Annotated in this window: 11 protein-coding genes; 3 read left to right on the plus strand and 8 right to left on the minus strand. The window is 50.2% G+C overall.

The window, feature by feature from the left end; all coding sequences use genetic code 11:
- Window positions 1–99: 99 nt before the first annotated feature.
- Together BM123_RS20430 and BM123_RS20435 are read left to right on the plus strand one after the other, a co-directional pair.
- The gene (locus tag BM123_RS20430) at window positions 100–696 is read left to right on the plus strand and encodes a hypothetical protein (protein WP_139212002.1); all 597 of its coding nucleotides are present in this window, start codon (window positions 100–102) and stop codon (window positions 694–696) included.
- A gap of 144 nt (window positions 697–840) precedes the next feature.
- Window positions 841–1140: a putative quinol monooxygenase gene (locus tag BM123_RS20435; protein ID WP_090172396.1), complete on the plus strand. Its 300-nt coding sequence runs from the start codon at window positions 841–843 to the stop codon at window positions 1138–1140.
- 100 nt (window positions 1141–1240) lie between these two features.
- Here the strand turns inward: BM123_RS20435 and BM123_RS20440 are convergent, their stop codons facing one another.
- The 6 genes from BM123_RS20440 to BM123_RS20465 all read right to left on the minus strand — a co-directional run bounded on the left by BM123_RS20440 (window position 1241) and on the right by BM123_RS20465 (window position 10205).
- Entirely contained in the window at window positions 1241–2389 is a 1149-nt protein-coding gene (locus tag BM123_RS20440; protein WP_090172397.1) for a DUF3095 family protein, read from the minus strand.
- A 291-nt stretch (window positions 2390–2680) separates the two neighbouring features.
- Window positions 2681–4024, minus strand: a complete 1344-nt coding sequence (locus BM123_RS20445) for a TolC family protein (protein ID WP_090172399.1) — start codon at window positions 4022–4024, stop codon at window positions 2681–2683.
- A gap of 5 nt (window positions 4025–4029) precedes the next feature.
- Entirely contained in the window at window positions 4030–7107 is a 3078-nt protein-coding gene (locus BM123_RS20450) for an efflux RND transporter permease subunit (RefSeq protein ID WP_090172401.1), read from the minus strand.
- 3 nt (window positions 7108–7110) lie between these two features.
- Window positions 7111–8145, minus strand: coding sequence for an efflux RND transporter periplasmic adaptor subunit (locus BM123_RS20455; protein ID WP_175489490.1), 1035 nt, complete (start codon window positions 8143–8145; stop codon window positions 7111–7113).
- A 65-nt stretch (window positions 8146–8210) separates the two neighbouring features.
- The gene (locus BM123_RS20460) at window positions 8211–8810 is read right to left on the minus strand and encodes a TetR/AcrR family transcriptional regulator (protein ID WP_090172405.1); all 600 of its coding nucleotides are present in this window, start codon (window positions 8808–8810) and stop codon (window positions 8211–8213) included.
- A 150-nt stretch (window positions 8811–8960) separates the two neighbouring features.
- The gene (locus tag BM123_RS20465) at window positions 8961–10205 is read right to left on the minus strand and encodes an O-antigen ligase family protein (protein ID WP_090172407.1); all 1245 of its coding nucleotides are present in this window, start codon (window positions 10203–10205) and stop codon (window positions 8961–8963) included.
- Window positions 10206–10463: 258 nt separating this feature from the next.
- Between BM123_RS20465 and pheS the strand changes: the two genes are divergently transcribed.
- Complete coding sequence (gene pheS, locus BM123_RS20470) at window positions 10464–11546, plus strand: phenylalanine--tRNA ligase subunit alpha (RefSeq protein WP_090172409.1); 1083 nt, start codon at window positions 10464–10466, stop codon at window positions 11544–11546.
- A 111-nt stretch (window positions 11547–11657) separates the two neighbouring features.
- Here pheS and BM123_RS20475 read toward each other — a convergent pair whose 3' ends face one another.
- Together BM123_RS20475 and BM123_RS20480 are read right to left on the minus strand one after the other, a co-directional pair.
- Window positions 11658–14375 carry a CHAT domain-containing protein gene (locus BM123_RS20475; protein ID WP_090172411.1) on the minus strand — a complete coding sequence of 906 codons (2718 nt, stop codon included), beginning with the start codon at window positions 14373–14375 and terminating at the stop codon, window positions 11658–11660.
- The gene (locus BM123_RS20480; protein ID WP_090172413.1) at window positions 14348–16507 is read right to left on the minus strand and encodes a S8 family peptidase; all 2160 of its coding nucleotides are present in this window, start codon (window positions 16505–16507) and stop codon (window positions 14348–14350) included. Before BM123_RS20480 ends, BM123_RS20475 begins: the two co-directional genes overlap by 28 nt.
- Window positions 16508–16659 lie beyond the last annotated feature (152 nt).

Consider the following 16659-nt stretch of genomic DNA (forward strand, 5'->3'; position numbering starts at 1 on the left):
GGATGAGGTACTGTCCACAGTCCTCACCCCGGGTCGTTAATAATTCACTAAGTCTTTAGCGGCATCCAACCGTTGACCGTTGATCCTTGTCTTTGACGCATGAACAGACTCCATACACTGCTCTTACTGGTCTTCCTTTGCACCAGCGTCAGCGCCCAAACGCCCATGCTGGCCACCAAACTGGAAAGAAGCTGGGAACAGGCTCAGCGCTGGCAGGAGCTGAATGAAATTGATGGTCGCTTTCGCTTACTGGCGCCTACAGAACTGCGGCATAAGGTCGACTCCGTAGAGACGGCCCTGGGCATGCAGGCCTTTCATACTTTCCACCTACAGGCTCCCGATAAAAACAGTGCTGAAAATATTATTTACGCGCTGAGCTACGTCGATTATCCGGCCGGATCTCTGCACCACGACAGCCTGGAGCTCGTCAGTGAATTTCTGCTGAATACCGAAGAAGAAGCCGCTGTTGCCGTCGGTGGAAACATCATTTATGCTGCCGACAAAACCCTGACCGGCTATCCCGCCCGCCAATGGCGCATCGATTATAACGGAGGCCGTGCCAGTGCCCGGACCCTGGCCGTAGTAGCCGGTAACCGCTACTACGAACTCAAGGTGTTTTCCCTGACGGCCGCGGGCGTCAATAAATCCGCCGACCGATTCTTTGATTCTTTGAGATTATTCTCTCCTCCGGAGTAAGGGGTAAAAGGGGTAAGGGAGTAAAGGGAGAAGAGAGTAAAAAGGAAAAGGCGGTGCAGGAATGAACCAGAAGCCCCAGTGTCAGTTTCTATTTTCCAGTACGCTGGCTGCCCATTTCCGGCAAGCGGCTTTTAACGTCTGTACATGTCCAAGCAACTCTACCTCATCGCAAAATTCGAGCTCAATGAAGCCGACCGATTCGCCCCCATCTTCGCCAAGCATGCCGCTGACAGCCGCCGCAAAGAAGGATGCCTGTTCTTTTACCTGATTCGCGACCGGGAAGACCCCAGCAAATTTGCCACTATGGAATGCTGGGACACTTACGCTGACTTCGAGGCCCACGTTGCGGACGAAGAGCACGATGCTTTCTTTAAGCAGATCAAGCCTCTCTTCCGGAAAGACCCCGAAGTGATGGAAGCGGATTTGCTGATGGGAATGGAGTAGGAGTAGTCTGGTAGTTCGGTAGTCTGGTAGGCTACCGCATTTTATAGGTGTTGGAGGCTACCGCATTTTATAGGTGGTACAGGCTGCTACACTTTGGAGGTCACCGCCTGGCCTTTAACTTGGCTTTATAAACTTTGGCCGCAGAGGTATATCCTCCTTCCGTCGCGTCGATAAAATGGAGGTGATCCGTGTCGTGATCCAGCACGTAACAGGAGATAACCGAAGCGTGCGTCCGATGTACGCCGTAGATCAGGTCGCCTCTTTTCTCCAGCTTGTTCAGATAGCTCAATAAAGCCTCTACCTGTTGTTTTCTTCCGGAGATGACGGTGTTGATTGAGCCATCAATCATAATGGTATCAGAGAGCAGGCTTACCTTATTGAGATATTCTTTACCCGCTGCTGAATTCCTGAGCCAACGCGGACCATATAACATCATCAGGGAATTCTGGAGGAGGTATCGCAGGTTAAAACGTCCAAGTCGCAACCGCATTTCCCGCCGAATGGTACTCAGGGCAACGCTCAGGCGCAGGCGAGTGGCCGAAATGGGCTGCCGTTGGTCGAGCTTACCGAATATATCTTCCATCTTGGCGAGTACGCGCCGATAGACCTCCGGTTGCTTCTTTTCGTCGTCATTGTTGATGATCAGACAGATGATTTGCTCTTCGTCCCGCGGAGGTGGGATCTCATCCCAACGGCATTGCATACCCTCCAGATTAACGGCTTTGATGCTCACCTCGGCAGTAGGGACAAACTCGGCTTTAATCCGGGCTTCCGCCGTTTTCAGCCCATTACCCAGCACGACGGGCACGGCCAGAAATTCATTGAGCTGGCATTTGGCCAGCCGGATGAGGTTGCCACGGCTGGCGACCTCACTGACCGGTATAGAACCTACCCGCAGGACGAGTTCTTGCGTCCGGCTAACATGATGCCGGTAACTTTCCAGGGTTTGAAGCAGCTCGCTGCAGCGATGCCCGGGCACGAGAAAGGTAGCCCCGTCGCCACCAAAAAAGTAGGCGACCGTACCTTCCTCTTTCCACTCCCGCAAACGGTTCAGCACGGCGATGATAGCGCCGGTGGCTGCCAGGTTAACGTCGTGGTGTCGCCCCTTGCCTACGGCAATGGTAGAACCTTCCACGTCGACCACAATAACGTGGAACGACCCGGCAACGGGCACGAAGTACTCCGGCTTCCCGATCAGCTCGTGTAAAGGAAGGCGGTAGACGGGGAGATCCCGGTAGAAGGTTGACATAATTAGGGTGATAACGTTCTATTGATCATGGAGTTGAGTAGGCTTCTTCACAAATGTGGGTTGCAGCTTCAACTCAGTAACCTAAGACTACTTTAAAACAGTAGCTGAGTTAATCAAAAGGAGCGATCACGATGATCCGGATCAAGAGGGACAATTGTACTTCATATAAATATTTCATTTGCTTTCAGCGGCTTCCTGATGCCCGCCTTTAGAGCATCGTCTCGTCATTTAGGCCCTGGCACAAGTACGAAAGAGGGGTGACATTCACTATTTTCCCAGGTGAAAGGTCAGCTATTTCCCCGTATACTGTAAATAAGCAGCAATAGCCACCTTGTATTTAGCTTTAGCTTCTATTAAATCATCCAAAGCCTGAGTTTGCAATGCTTTTGCTTCCAGCAAGTCAGAAAGTGTAACCACGCTGCTATCGTAGCTGGATTGGTTCACCCGCAGATTTTCGTTAGCAGCGATTATCCGGTCTTCGATGATCAGTACCTGCTTATACGCTTCTACCAGATCCACCCATGACTTTTCCGATCTAAGCTGCAATAATTTTTTGGTGTCCTCCAGATTATTTCGAGCTATTTCCTCTTTAATGACCATCTCTCGTACATCATGTTTTCCGGACCAATGTGAGGAGATCGGTACACTTGCGGATAGAAAACCAAAAAGATTCAGTCCCCCCGTGTTTTCTTCAAACTGGCTTAAGTAAAACGCGTTCAGCCCAAACGCTACGGTTGGTAAATAGTCAGCTTCCTTCAATTTTGTTTGGAGCTGTTGTATTTGAATAGACTTTTCCAAAAGCTGCACCTCAGATAGTCTGTCTAAGTAACCTTCACCATCCATTAATTTATAGTATTCCGGTGATTCGTATTCATCCACGCTTTCAATTAAATGCATTGAGCTATCGAAAGGAATACCCGTTGTATTGGCGAACTGCAATAGTGCAAGGCGCTTGCCATTTGCTAACTTGCTCTTATTGAGCGCTAATTCGTTTTGTTCCAATTCCAACTTATAAACGTCGTTCTGAATAATCAGTCCTGCTTTGTAAGCGTCATTCACCTGAATGCTCAACCGATCAAGTAAAGCTTCATACTTTTCTATGGTTTTTTCTTTTTCCTGTAGTGAAACGATCTGCCAGTATTGCCGGGTAGTCTCCAACAAGACATCATTCTTAAAGAGCACTTCCTGTTTCCTACGTACATCTACCCCCATTTGGGACAATTCATCTCCCATTTTTATTTTACCCCCAACGTAAATCGGTTGAGTAACGGATAAGGATGCGGCCCCTAGCTTTTGCAACAACCCAGTGGTTGAAGCAGGGATATAAGCAAACTCTGATGCAGATCCTAAATTGGCAGGATTGCCATCGTAGACAGGAAGATTTCCTCCCGGGCTGCTGATTTCTAATAAAGGATTAATCGCATGCATTAGTCCTACATCAAGGCTGACACTCGGGTAGTAATTGTTTTTTACCGAGGCAGCTACTTCCATAGCCGATTCGGTTTCCAGTCTGCTATTTATCAACTTCATATTGGTTTCAGCTGCCGCTCGCCGGGCCTCCTCCAAACTTATATGCTGCTGACTAAAAACAGACAAGCTTACTAATAATAGCGGTATTACAATTATACTTTTCATTGAATCTAAATTGTCGCGTTTTTGAAAAATTGGCTGTACAAAACCGGAAGAACATAAATTGTCAATACCATCGAAACAATCAGTCCAAAACAAACTACCGCTCCCAGTGGCCCCCACAATGTTGAACCACTGGCAATCATTGGGACTACTCCCATGGCTGCAGCGAATGAAGTCAGGAATATGGGTCGCATTCTTCTCTTCCCTGCCGCCATAGCAGCATCGATTACGTTCATATTCTTTTCATGCCGTAGTTCTTCCGCATAGTCCACCAGTATGATTCCATTCCGGACAACAATACCCATAAGGCTCATAACCCCTAAAGAGGCCGTCATCCCAAATGCGTATCCAGTTAAGAGTATTCCTAATGCAGCCCCCAGAATACTCAAAGGCATGGTGGTCATGATTAATAGCGTGTGCTTTATCGTTTTGAACTCGAACAGAAGCACAAAAAAGATAATGACTATTCCCACCCCCAGCGCTTTCCCGATCGGTATGTAGTTCTCAACTTCAGCTTCCTCTTCTCCACCATACGAAAAGGTTAAGCCAGCGCCTGACTCCTCTTCCAATTCGTTTATTTGCGGCTTCAGGTCTGCCAGTATTTTATATGCCAGAGCCCCTCTTTCCAGGTCTGCCCGAACGGTAATGGTTCTGATCCCGTTACGTCGGACAATCTGCCCCTCGCTCCAATCATTGTTGATCGTAGCTACCTGACGTAAAGCCACCGGGGTTGCTGCGAAGGGAGAAGTCACCGTTTGGTTACTTATATCATCATAATCGTCTCTCTCCTGCTCCGGGTTGATCACCTTGACGGGAATAGGATAGTTCCCTTCCCATACCGTACCAACGGGAAAGCCTGAAAAGCCTGCACCAAGAGAAGCAGCAATCGCCCCCCTCGTCAAACCCAATCGGTTGGCCTGTTCATCGTCCACATTTATCCTGACTCCCTGTCGAGGATTTGTATAATCCGTTCTGACCCAAATGACACCAGGGTGGTCCTCCATAGTTTCCTTTACCCGTTCAGCCATTGCCTTCAACGTTGGTAGGTCATCACCTGATATCCGGAGTTCGACAGGAGCTTCAGTAGACTGCATATCCAGCTGTTTCATCCTTACGTATGCATTAGGAAAAGCATCTCTGTATTTCACTTCATACTCCGCCAAAATTTCAATGGCCTGATCGTCAGTTTGTGTGTTCACTAATAACTGACCATAGTTTTTACCCGGAAACTTAGGCGCATAAGTAGTATGGAATCTCGGAGAGCTTTCTCCGATAAAGGAAGCCACATTCTCTACCCTCTCGTCCTTCGAAAGCATAGCCCGAAGGCTATCAGCAACAAAAGCCGTTTGATTAAGCGTTGCCCCTTCCTGCAAATAGATTTCTATCGCAAATTGGTTCCTCTCTACCTTGGGGTAAAGCTGCCGAGGCACAATACTCATTATGAATGCTCCGAGCACAATCGAGCCTATGCCCAAAAAAATTGTTAGTGCGGACACTTTAAAAGCCCAGTCTAATGTCTTGTTATACCCGGCCTGCAACAAGTTAAGTAACGAAAATTTACTAGCTTCTTCCTCACCTTTGTGTACACCTTCCTTAATAAAATAGTAGCACATAAAGGGCACTAACAAAGTAGCAATCAAGAGCGAAACAATAAGCGCAATACTAATCGTTACCGGTAAAGAGCTCACAAAATCCCCCGTCTGCCCTGACAGAAAAAAAGGCATCGGCAAGTAGGTAGCAATAATGCACAAGGTGGCGGCAAAAACAGGCACAAACAGTTCCGTTGTACTTTGAATTGCGGCATTCCACCGGTCCATTCCCTCATCTAATTTCTCTACATAATTATCAATGATTACGATGGCGTTATCTACTACCATCCCCAACACAACAATCAAACCGGCAAGTGACACAGTGTGCAATTCAATGCCAAGTATGTACAAAATGCCGATGGTGATGAATATAGATAGAGGTATCGTTATCCCGGCAACAGCCGATACCCGAAACGGAAGAAAAAGTAAGGTCACCAAAATAACTGCCCCGATGGCAATGAAAAACTCCTTCAGGAAATGCTGAATAGAATGATCAACTGCTTCTGGCATATTAGCGATTTTATTAATCACTACATCAGATGGTATATTATTTCGGATTTTTTCCAGGGCAAGTTCTACGTCTTCTCCAAATTGTACAATATTGTTACCTCCCTGCATCTCCAGGGATACGAGTATCGCCGAGGAACCATTATTGAGAATATAAGAAGATGGCTCTTCAAACCCCCTGCTTACCTCAGCTACATCTCTGACTCTGATTATATTTCCCAAAGGGTCGGCATAGATGATTTGACTCTTAATTTCCCTTTCTGATCTAAAGCTCGTAGGAACGTGAATCGGAGTAATCAATTCGCTGTTGTCTATCTCGCCAGCATAATAAATAGAGCCTTCAAGTTGCAGTGCAGCCAGAACAGATGTCAGATTAACACCATAATGGGCTAACTTATCCTTATCAAAGTTTATGGTAATCTGTTCATTTTGGAGCCCAAAGTGCTTCACTTTTGAGACGGTCGTTACTTTGCGCAATTCGGCCTCAATAAATTCTAATTGCTTTTCTAATTGTTTTTTATTTTTTTCCTTTGACTCTATCGTTAGTAGTAAAGCGGAAGTATCACCAAAATCATTGTTCGCAATAAGTGCCAGCACCTGCGGAGGCAGCTGGGCCTTCAACTGGTTTAGTCCGAATTTTATTTTATCCCAAAAAGCATCGGGATCCTTTACATTGTTATTAACCTCCACAAAGACAATCATGGTGCCCTCCTTAGAGATCGAGTAGGTTTTTTCCCTGTTCACTTCTTTAAAGCCATAGAGGAACTCCTCCACTGTTTTAGTCAACTGCTCCTCTACTTCCTCAGATGTAGCGCCAGGATATACACCAACCACTAAACCTTGCCTGATAGTAAACTCTGGAAACTCATTTCTGGGCATAACCATCAGAGAGAATATCCCAAAAGCAAAAAGCACAGCCGTAATGATAATGGCTATTTGCTTATGCTTCATAGCCAGTTCGACAATATTAAATCCTTTGTTGTTGCTCATCTTTTATTTCTTATTGACCACATTTACGCTCGCTCCATTTCTCAACTTGTTATGCCCGCTGAGCACAACCACGTCACCTTCTTCGAGCCCCTGAACTACGGCATCGTTCTTAGTAAGCGTTGTCACGCTAACCGGCCTGGCTTTGACCACATCGCCCTCAACCAGGTAAACGTACTGGTCTCCGTTAACATCCAACTGTAAGGCTTTACTTGAAAGCAGCATTCCATTGTATTCCTGGTCAGTTTTCAGCACGACATCACAGACCATACCCGGCTTAATGTTCCACCCCTCGTTCTTAACCAGTATTTTCACCGGGTAGGTATGAGAAATAGCATTGGCTTCAACCCCTATCCGATCTATTTTCCCGACTAAGGATTGAGACGTCGCAGCTATTCTTACTTCCGCCAGCTGCCCCTTCTTCAATTGACCGACTTCACGCTCCGGAACGGGGATATTTACATAGACGCTATTGATATCCAATAAATCAAAAGCAGTGGCCGATGGTAATACATTGACCCCTGGAAGAATATTTTTGTCGCCAATAACGCCTGACTTAGGTGCATATAGCTTGTTGTCTTCAATACTTCTTTCCGCCATTTCAGCTACTATCGTAGCCTGGTTCAGGCCCGTTTCAACTTCTACCCATTGAATCTCAGGAAGTGTACCGTTTTCCTTCATCGGTTTCATCCGATCGTAGGCATCCTGGGCTTGTTGCTTACTCTGAAGCGCCAGTTCATAACTACTTTTTGAATTGGTGTCGTCAAGAGTGGCCAGCAATTTGCCTTTCTTAACAAATTCCCCTTCGTCTACCAAAACCTGTACCACACTTCCCGGAGTCTTAAAACTCAAAGGGGTCGTTTCTTTGGCTTCAACTAATCCGGAATACGAAAGATCAGTCTGCCCGCTAAAGGACTTCACCACGGTGGTTTCTACATTAATCACCTTCGGGGTAGCCTCAAGTACTGTTTTCTCTTCTTCGTGCCCGTTACACCCGGCAAACACGACTAAAAAGAGTAGCATTACAATTACTCTGTACATTATCATTTACTTTAGAACTTAGGACCAAAAAGGGATTTTGGTCCAATTTTAGACAAAAAAAGAACCTACTTCAGGCCCTTTAATAAAATTTTCACCATCAGATCAGCCTTCTCATTTATTGATTCAAAACCCCTGTTTAGGCTCACTTCAATTTCAACTCCTCTCAGGTAGGTCATGAAGGCATCAGAAAGGACATCGATTCCTATCACTCCGGAAACATCAAAGTTGTACCCCTCGTTTTTAGCCCCATCCAACAGAATGGACCGTATAAAAGCCAATTCTCTTTCACCATTTACTTCAAAACTTAGTGTGAAAAAGTTTTTTATGTTGAAGTGATGAGACTCATTTTCAATTAAGAATGCATATTGCTTCCGCTTTTGCACCAGGGTAGTAATCTTAGATATGAGGTAAGTTTTCAACTTCTCCTCCATCGTATCTTCGCTATCAACAGCTTTTTTTACTTTTAAGTAAAGTTCATCATGTTCGTCCCTGATGACGGCATCGAAGATTTCCTCTTTATTTTTGAAATAATAGTAGAGCGTACTTTTTCCTTTAGATGCTACCCGCGCAACATCTCTCATAGTCGTCTTATCGATTCCATACTGCTGAATCAATTCTCTGGCTGCTGCTAATATCTCATCCTTTACCTCTTCTTCGTTTTTCATTGAAACTGGTTTCTGCTACGTAACGACAAAGGTAGTAGCGGAGTTTCTCAATATCAAAATTTTCGACCAAAAAAGTTTTTTGGTCGAAAAAATAAAAAGCATGTCATCGATAAACCAGTAACGGACCGATCTACTAAAGCTCCATTCTTTTTACAGATTCTCCTTCGCCTTTCCATTCTCAAAAAGCAACAGCAAAAACACACAAAACATAGACACTCCCGCCGAGTTCTCCAGCGTATTCTCCACCAGACAAGAGAGCAGGAAGACCGTCCACACCGCCAGAAAGACAGGTGCTCGCTGGCGGATGCCTGACCAGCCGAGAACTAAAAAAGCCCCCAGCGTCACCAGTCCCCCCAGCAGCCCACTGCCCGCCAGTGCACTGATGAACTGGTTATGAGGTCGTTTGCCTTCCGCGCCGGGCAATGCCACGGCGTAGCGGGCGTCCATTTCCTGCCGGAGGTTTCCGGGGCCGATGCCCAGCCAGGGATTATCCTGCCAGACCCGTAATCCCAGGCGAAGGCTCGTCAGACGGCCTTCATCGCTGTAGTCCCCCGTATCTTCGGCGGGGTTACGGTGAAAGAGCTCGTAGCGGGCGTACTGGATTTTGGTGCGAAAGCTTGGCACAGCCACGTAGGCCAATACAGGCAACAGGGTCAACCCGACCAGGGCGACGACTGCTGGCCACCAGCGGCCCGCCCCCCAGGACAGAGCCAGAATCAACACCCCGATGCCGCCGTAAGCACCGGCCAGACCGCTACGGACGGCCAGGAAGTGCTGACCGATAAAGAGTCCACCACCCAATAGCCACCAAAGTCTGCCCCAACCAAAAACCTCCCGGCGGTAAGCATCAACACTCAGCAGAGTAGCCAGCGCTACCAACAAGCTAAATCGAATATGATTACGGGGAACGGGCATGGCCTGCCCCTGCCCGATGAGCAGGTTAATCTCCTCAAAGTGGAGGGCATAGTTGACCATCACGGCCGCAAGCACGCCCGCCAGAAACAAGACGAAGCCCCCCCGCAGCCACCCTCCTTCCCGCCCCGAGAGATCCGGCAGGCCCGGCCAAATGAGTGGTAGTGCCAGCAAGGGCACTTTGATGCGAAGCCGCTCCACGTAATAATTCCAGTCTTCCGTCTGCCAAAAGCCCGCCAGTAGCAACAGGTAAAGGGAAGTCATCGCCCAGAAAAAAGGGCTGCGAACGGCGGCTCCGATGTTTTCCCGCCAGCGGGGGTTGATGCCGCTGATCGGATCCAGCCAACCGAGAACCACCAGACCAATCAGCCCCACGGACAAAAATGGCGGGGAGAAAACCAGGCCGAAGAATATCCCGGCCAGCATGAGCAGGGTCAGATAAAGGCGGGCTTTTTCGGTTTGAGCGCGGGAAAATAGCGGCATGCTGGCATTTGCTTTGGGCGGAAGATAGTCTGCTCTGCTTTATAGTGACGGTCTGTAATCGATTTTCGTGGCTCCGGAGTAGTCGCTTCGCGACTTCCATTCTCACGCGGAGGCGAGGGAGAACAGGAGAGAGAATGTCTTCTCTTTACAAACTCCCCATGCACCTGCGCACCGGCGCCCACCTAACATTAACAATCGCCCGGAAAGCCCCAATAAATGCTGTTTGACTATTTGACTCCTTGACTATCTTTGCCCCATATGGCAAACGAAGTATTCGAGCGCGTAGAAGCGCTGATCCAGGAAATTGAATCCGCTACGGCGACCACCCCCGACGCGGTGGAGGCTTTTCGAATCCGCTATCTCGGCAGTAAGAACGTGTTGAAGCCACTGATGGGCGAGATGCGTAACATCCCTAACGAGCGTAAACGAGACTTTGGCCAGTTGGTCAACCGGGCCAAGCAGGTGGCGCAAGAAAAGTTGGAGGCCTTGCAGGCAGCCACGGCCACACAAGCGGGCGCGGACGCAGGTGCAAAGTTTGACCTTACGGCGCCGGCCGAACCTATGCCACTCGGTAGCCGTCACCCGATTGCCTTAACCATGCGTCGCATTATTTCCATCTTCGAACGCATTGGCTTTACCGTAGCCGAAGGCCCGGAAGTGGAAGACGACTGGCACAACTTCAGCGCGATGAACACCCCGGAGGATCACCCCGCCCGGGATATGCAGGACACCTTTTACGTAGCCGAGGGTATGCCCGCCGGTGTGCCCAGCTCCTTCGCCAAAAATGGCGGTGGTACGGATATGCTCCTTCGTACCCACACCAGCTCCGTGCAGGCCCGTACGATGGAGTCGCAGGCACCTCCGATCCGGATCATCGCTCCGGGCCGGGTATACCGCAACGAAACCATCTCCGCCCGCAGCCACGCTCAGTTTCATCAGGTAGAAGGCCTCTACATTGCCGAAAAGGTGAGCTTCGCCGATATGAAGGCCACCCTGCTCCATTTCGCCCGTGAGATGTATGGTGACAAGACGAAGATTCGCCTGCGCCCCAGCTACTTCCCCTTCACCGAGCCCAGCGCCGAAATGGACATCTGGTGGGGCCTCGAGAGTGAGCACGACTACCGTATTACCAAGGGGACCGGCTGGCTGGAGATCATGGGCTGCGGCATGGTAGACCCTCAGGTATTAACCAATTGTGGCATCGACCCCGAGAAGTACACCGGCTATGCTTTCGGCATGGGCATCGAACGGCAGGCCATGTTGCTTTACAACATCACCGATATTCGCCTGATGTTTGAGAACGACGTACGCTTCCTCAAGCAGTTTTCCGGAGTGCTGTAAGAGATCGGAAAGCCCGATAGTCGTTGTAATGGAGCGTGTTCAATGGCTAAGGTCGTGGACCAAAGTCGTCGGACGAAGTTTCTGCCGACTGCGTCAGGCAGAAACCATTCGTCAGGCGTCTTCTGCCCATAAACTGCCTGACAACACCAACCAGCCAACCAGCAACAGCAAGCCAGCCACTGCCAACCAAAGCCAGCCCCATCCCCCACTGCAGGGTTCCAGTTGTAAGGCTTCATCCGGGCCGTAATAAGTAAAGCCCGCCCAGAGGTAGGGGGATTTGTTTCGTTGGCTTATGGACTCATCTGCCAGGTACCCCAATTGGGCTTCATGGAGCGCCATTCCCCGTTTACTGCCCTGCCCCAGTTGATCATAGAAGCCGCGCAAAATGTGGCCGCTGCCGAAAGCATTCACATTCCACAGACTGGCAATAATACTCCCTGCGCCTGCCCGCAAAAATCCCCGACCAAGGCCAAGGACGCCTTCACCACTGGCCAGCTGGCCGATGTTAGTCTGGCAGGCACTGAGCACCACCATTTCGGCACTGATCTGCTGGTGATAAAGGTCCCGCAGATAGAGCAGACTATCGTGAAAGGCGATGTGGGGGGAAGCCGTACCGGTCGTCGAAAAAGCATGGGTGGAAAGATGGAGAATCCTGGCCGACGCCGCTTCTTCTACAAATTGATTAAGGCTCGCCTGTTGATCCCGAAACAGATCAATGGCGAAGTGTTTTTGCAGCTCACTGAGCTCATCTTGTTCGAAGGGAAGAACGGGATAGTCCGGGGTAGCGCTGCCATCGGTGAAGGGCGCGAAAGCGGTAACGGGGTCCGTTAGCGGTGCTGCTGCACGACCCCGATCAAGGAGGCTGGCAGAGTGAATAAAGGAAACCGGATGCCGCTGCAGCAGATATGGAAGCTGTCCTAAGCGAACGTCCGTTACGGCTTCCGTCACCATCGCGGAGAAGGGCAAATAAGTCAGGGGGCCATCCGGAATAAGGAGGAGGGGGCCAGGTGGCAGGTGCAAAGGTTTGATAAAGGCCAGGTAGGTGGCGTGGGCGGCGCGGGCGTAGCCCGCCGGGTCATTGACGATCTCCGACGAAGTAGCAAAGTATTCCACCATCTTCTGTGCAATGGCGGAGAGGCTGTCACTCCGCCCGAGGTCAAAGGTGTGAACGCCGTCTCCGTCCAGCGTCATGGCGTAAGTCCGCTGCAGACCAAAAAGGTAGTGCACCAATATTTTGCCCTCCGGCCGTAAATGACGCTCGTAAAACGCCATTGGCTCGATGACGGAGAGCTCCATCCCGGCCTGGCGGTAGGCAGGGTAATCCTGCTCCAGTTGTCGTTGGAAGGCAGCGCGTTCGTCAGTGGCCTTCAGGTAAGCCAGTGTATCTCCTTCCGCATCGGTAATCCGCTGAGAGAGGATATTGTAGTGCATCCGCAAGCTATCGGGCAGACGACTCAGGGCATCGTTGCCCGCCAGTGCTTCGTAGAGCAGTACGGCTTTAGACTTCTCGAAAAAGTGGAAAGCCTCCGTTGTCCGGCCGGACGCATGACAGCGGCGTATAGCAGCTTCATAAACGGGCATTACTTTCTGGCGCCAGAACAACTTGGTGGCCCCACCGCTGTGGTTCTCACGGATGAAATCGATCAGCCGATCAGTAGTGCGATATACGTTAAGCTGTGGTATTTCGTAATCTTTACCCGTTTCAATAAGCGCCTCCAGCGCCCGGGCCTGGTCACCGAGGTAAATAAAGAGGTCGGTCTGGAAAGGAGAGTTCCGCAGGGCTTCATCAGGTGGCACATCACCCGGAGCGGTGGGCTGATAGCCTTCGATCAGCGCGGCCTGCGCGCGCTGGAAAGCCGCCAGAGCTTTGGCGGGCTCTCCCTGCTTTAGGTAATACTCTCCGTAGTGATCTTCGGTAACGGAGAGGTTGCGCTGATCGTAGAAGGACTGTTGCAGATCCCGGGCGATGTCAATGGACTGTTTGGCGGCCATCAATTGGTTAGTCCGCAGGTACCCCAGCGCCAGATTGTTGCGGGCGATCTGCAGATTAGCGACGTCTCCATTGGCCATTAAGGTGGGAATAGCGATCAGATAATAGGTTTCGGCCTGAGAAAGACTATCCGTTTTCGTCAGGCCTAGTGCCAGGTTTTGGTGGGCGTAAGCCAGATAGAGGTCAAGATAGAAATCTTCCCGCTCCGCAGGTGAGGCTTGTGCGATCAGACTGATTACATAGCTGCGTAATTCCCGGGAGGATTTTTTGGACGCTTCATAAGCCTCCTTACGTAAAAAAAGGTTACTGAGGTTGAGCAGACCGGAGAGCGTATTCTCGAGGTCGCCTTCTTCTTTCGCCCGTCGATAAACGAGCTGGGCCATTCTTTCGGCGAGGTCGAAGTCCCCACGCTCTGTCCAGGCGGAGATCAGTTCGTTTCTCGCTCTGGCCACCCGAAACTCCGGCACGGTGTCCAATTGCTGAAATACCTCAATGGCCCTTCGCAAAGGCGGTTCAGCAGCAAAATAGTCTCCGTTCAGCAACAGGCTGGAGCCCAGGTTACTGTTCGCCTTACCAAGCTCTACGGTCGGGTTACCGGCGTAGAGCTCTTCGCGTATATCCACTGCTTTTTTAAACCAATATGCGGCACTGTCGTAGGCGTCAGCATTATACAGATCAAGGGCGCGGAGATAGTTACTATCCGCTTCAGCTTTCAATGCATCCTGCGGCCGCGCCCTCATGTCTTGCGCAGCAATGGCACCGGAAAAACAAAGTAATACAAGTAGGCCCCATACGCTCTTTTTCCCTGTATTTAGTACCGTATAATTTTTTGCGTCCATTGATAATCCTTGCCTAGTATTCGGAGGAAATAAATTCCCGCCGGAAGTTCAGGTAAGGTAAGCGTTTGTTGGTCACCGGCCGAAATCCAGTTCAGATTTCCCGACCGGAATACTTCCCGGCCATCGAGGGTCAGTAAAGACACCGCTTCCGCCTTTCTGCTGGCTAAAGACTCAATCACCAGTTCTCCGGCGGAAGGATTAGGGAAGGCCCGGAAGCCGGCTTCCGGAGCCAGGTTGGTGATGGCAACCGACAAGGTATCCGGTATCCGAAGTTGTCTCCCATTAGTTGAGAAATCCTCATAAAAGGTATTGGGCTCAGCTGCATCAAGTATGGTGTCTCGAACTTCAGCGTAGCCAATCGTCCTCTCTCCACTTAATGATAACTGGCATAATACGGCAGCCGCTACTCCAGCCACCATCGGGGTGGCCATCGAAGTGCCATCTTTTTCCGCGTATCCTCCACCGGGAACCGTGCTCTCAATGTCCGTCCCGGGTGCCATAATATCGACACAGTTGTCGTCAAAGTTGGTAAAGAGTGCTGGCTCTGAATAAAATTCCAGCCGCGCGCCACCTCGCAATGGCCCTCCGTTACCGGGGAATCCGCCATCTGTTCGCAGTGCACCAACCGTAATCAGATTAGGCGCCGAGTAGCAGGCTGGATACTGAGCTTGATTACCAAGATTAATACTGTCATTGCCCGCTGCACTAACGATGAGGATGTTGTTTACCTCCGCCGTATCAATTGCATTTCGCAACACCGTACTGGAATCCCCGAAGAAGCCCCAACTGTCGTTGATGATGTCGATCTCATCGATGCTAGCCTGGAAGGTTGCACAGGCCACGCTGTAGAGCGTGGACACACCATTGTAATCGTGGGTTTTGTAGGGTACGAACTCAAAATTACAGTCGTTGCTGGCATACCGTTCCAGCGTACCCGCAATGATGCCCGCCACGTGCGTTCCGTGACTGTTATCATCGAAAGGGTTATTATTATCGTCGATAAAATTCCAACCGATGGGATCGTTTTCCAGGCAGTTGCCGTCGGCATCGTCGTCGGGGCTAAGCCCGTCCTGCCTGACGGCGACGTATTGGCTCAGGTCACTGTGTTTATAATCAATACCCGTATCCAGGATGGCAATTCGCAGGGCATCGTCTTTGCTGGCAGGAAGCCCCCGGAGAGAATCCGTGGTCAGCGAATCATTCGGGATTGGGATCATCGGTTCGAGGATGGTGCCGTTGTAGTAGTTGAGGTCGACTCCGTCAATCTTGGTCTTTTTCTTGACGCCCAGCCCGTTACTCTGAATGTTGGTACTGCCGCCAATATCAACCCGACCTCCCTGACTCAGGAAGCGGGAGCCATCAATGACCCACAGCTCGATCTGGTTACAGGCGCAGGAATCCTTGACGAATGCACCGAATTCTTCGCGAATGTCCTCTTTTTCTGGTTCGGTGGCATCCGCGCTGAACTGTACCACCAGCTCGTTGGGCACGTAGGCCCAGCCAGCGGAGTCGACTTTGTAGGGGTAGCCTTGTGCGGCCAGGTAGTTTCCCATAGTATCGGCCGGGGATGTTTCCGGGAAGTGAGGCGCATCATAAAAGCCGATGTCGTCAAGGAGCCAGAAGTAGCTCTGCCCTGTGTAGGTGAATCTGACCTGGCGGTTAGCTTGCCCGGCCAGATCTGTCGTCAGGTCAAATTGCAGGGTATCAAAATGAGCCGTCTCCACGCCTTCTGCCAACAGGTCATTAATGGGAATAGTCCGCAGAAGTTGGCCGTCATTGAGGATGTCAATTCGCGTCACCCCCCGGAAATTCCGGTAGTATTGGTGGAAATGCAGAAAGACGTTTTGCCCCGCCGGGAAATTGAGGAAAGGAGAAGTAAGAAAAGTCAATTCCTCCCCACCCTGCCCCTCCATCAGCAGCGCTTGATTGCCGGAGGCGGAAGCAATTGCCGGCCGACCAGCCCAATTTGGTGTACCGTCGGCCTTTCCGTTCATGCTGATAGCGGTGCGGGCGGAAAAAGTCCAGTTATTCTGCTCCGTGCCGTCGAAGGTGACGACCGGCCGCAGAGGTGTCTGCGCCGCCATGGTCAGCGAGAGTGCAAAAAAGAGGAGTGCCGTTAGTAAGTGTTTCATCTTGGGTTTGTTCTAGCGTTTTTCAAAATTGGGTGTGGGTTATAATTTTGGTCTCCCCGGGGCCGGGAGAGTTGGATTTTTAGGATGCTAGTAGGATTCGTAAGATGTAATCCTAAAAATCCTATCAGACTCCTAAGAATCCAACTCCCCAG

Source organism: Neolewinella agarilytica, from assembly GCF_900110645.1.
Classification (GTDB): domain Bacteria; phylum Bacteroidota; class Bacteroidia; order Chitinophagales; family Saprospiraceae; genus Neolewinella; species Neolewinella agarilytica.

What these genes read in the sequence shown, in the direction of transcription:
- BM123_RS20475 (WP_090172411.1), bottom strand. Translation starts at nt 14,375, where the DNA reads ATGGACGCAAAAAATTATACGGTACTAAATACAGGGAAAAAGAGCGTA.
- BM123_RS20480 (WP_090172413.1), bottom strand. Translation starts at nt 16,507, where the DNA reads ATGAAACACTTACTAACGGCACTCCTCTTTTTTGCACTCTCGCTGACC.
- BM123_RS20455 (WP_175489490.1), bottom strand. Translation starts at nt 8,145, where the DNA reads ATGTACAGAGTAATTGTAATGCTACTCTTTTTAGTCGTGTTTGCCGGG.
- pheS (WP_090172409.1), top strand. Translation starts at nt 10,464, where the DNA reads ATGGCAAACGAAGTATTCGAGCGCGTAGAAGCGCTGATCCAGGAAATT.
- BM123_RS20445 (WP_090172399.1), bottom strand. Translation starts at nt 4,024, where the DNA reads ATGAAAAGTATAATTGTAATACCGCTATTATTAGTAAGCTTGTCTGTT.
- BM123_RS20440 (WP_090172397.1), bottom strand. Translation starts at nt 2,389, where the DNA reads ATGTCAACCTTCTACCGGGATCTCCCCGTCTACCGCCTTCCTTTACAC.
- BM123_RS20430 (WP_139212002.1), top strand. Translation starts at nt 100, where the DNA reads ATGAACAGACTCCATACACTGCTCTTACTGGTCTTCCTTTGCACCAGC.
- BM123_RS20450 (WP_090172401.1), bottom strand. Translation starts at nt 7,107, where the DNA reads ATGAGCAACAACAAAGGATTTAATATTGTCGAACTGGCTATGAAGCAT.
- BM123_RS20465 (WP_090172407.1), bottom strand. Translation starts at nt 10,205, where the DNA reads ATGCCGCTATTTTCCCGCGCTCAAACCGAAAAAGCCCGCCTTTATCTG.
- BM123_RS20460 (WP_090172405.1), bottom strand. Translation starts at nt 8,810, where the DNA reads ATGAAAAACGAAGAAGAGGTAAAGGATGAGATATTAGCAGCAGCCAGA.
- BM123_RS20435 (WP_090172396.1), top strand. Translation starts at nt 841, where the DNA reads ATGTCCAAGCAACTCTACCTCATCGCAAAATTCGAGCTCAATGAAGCC.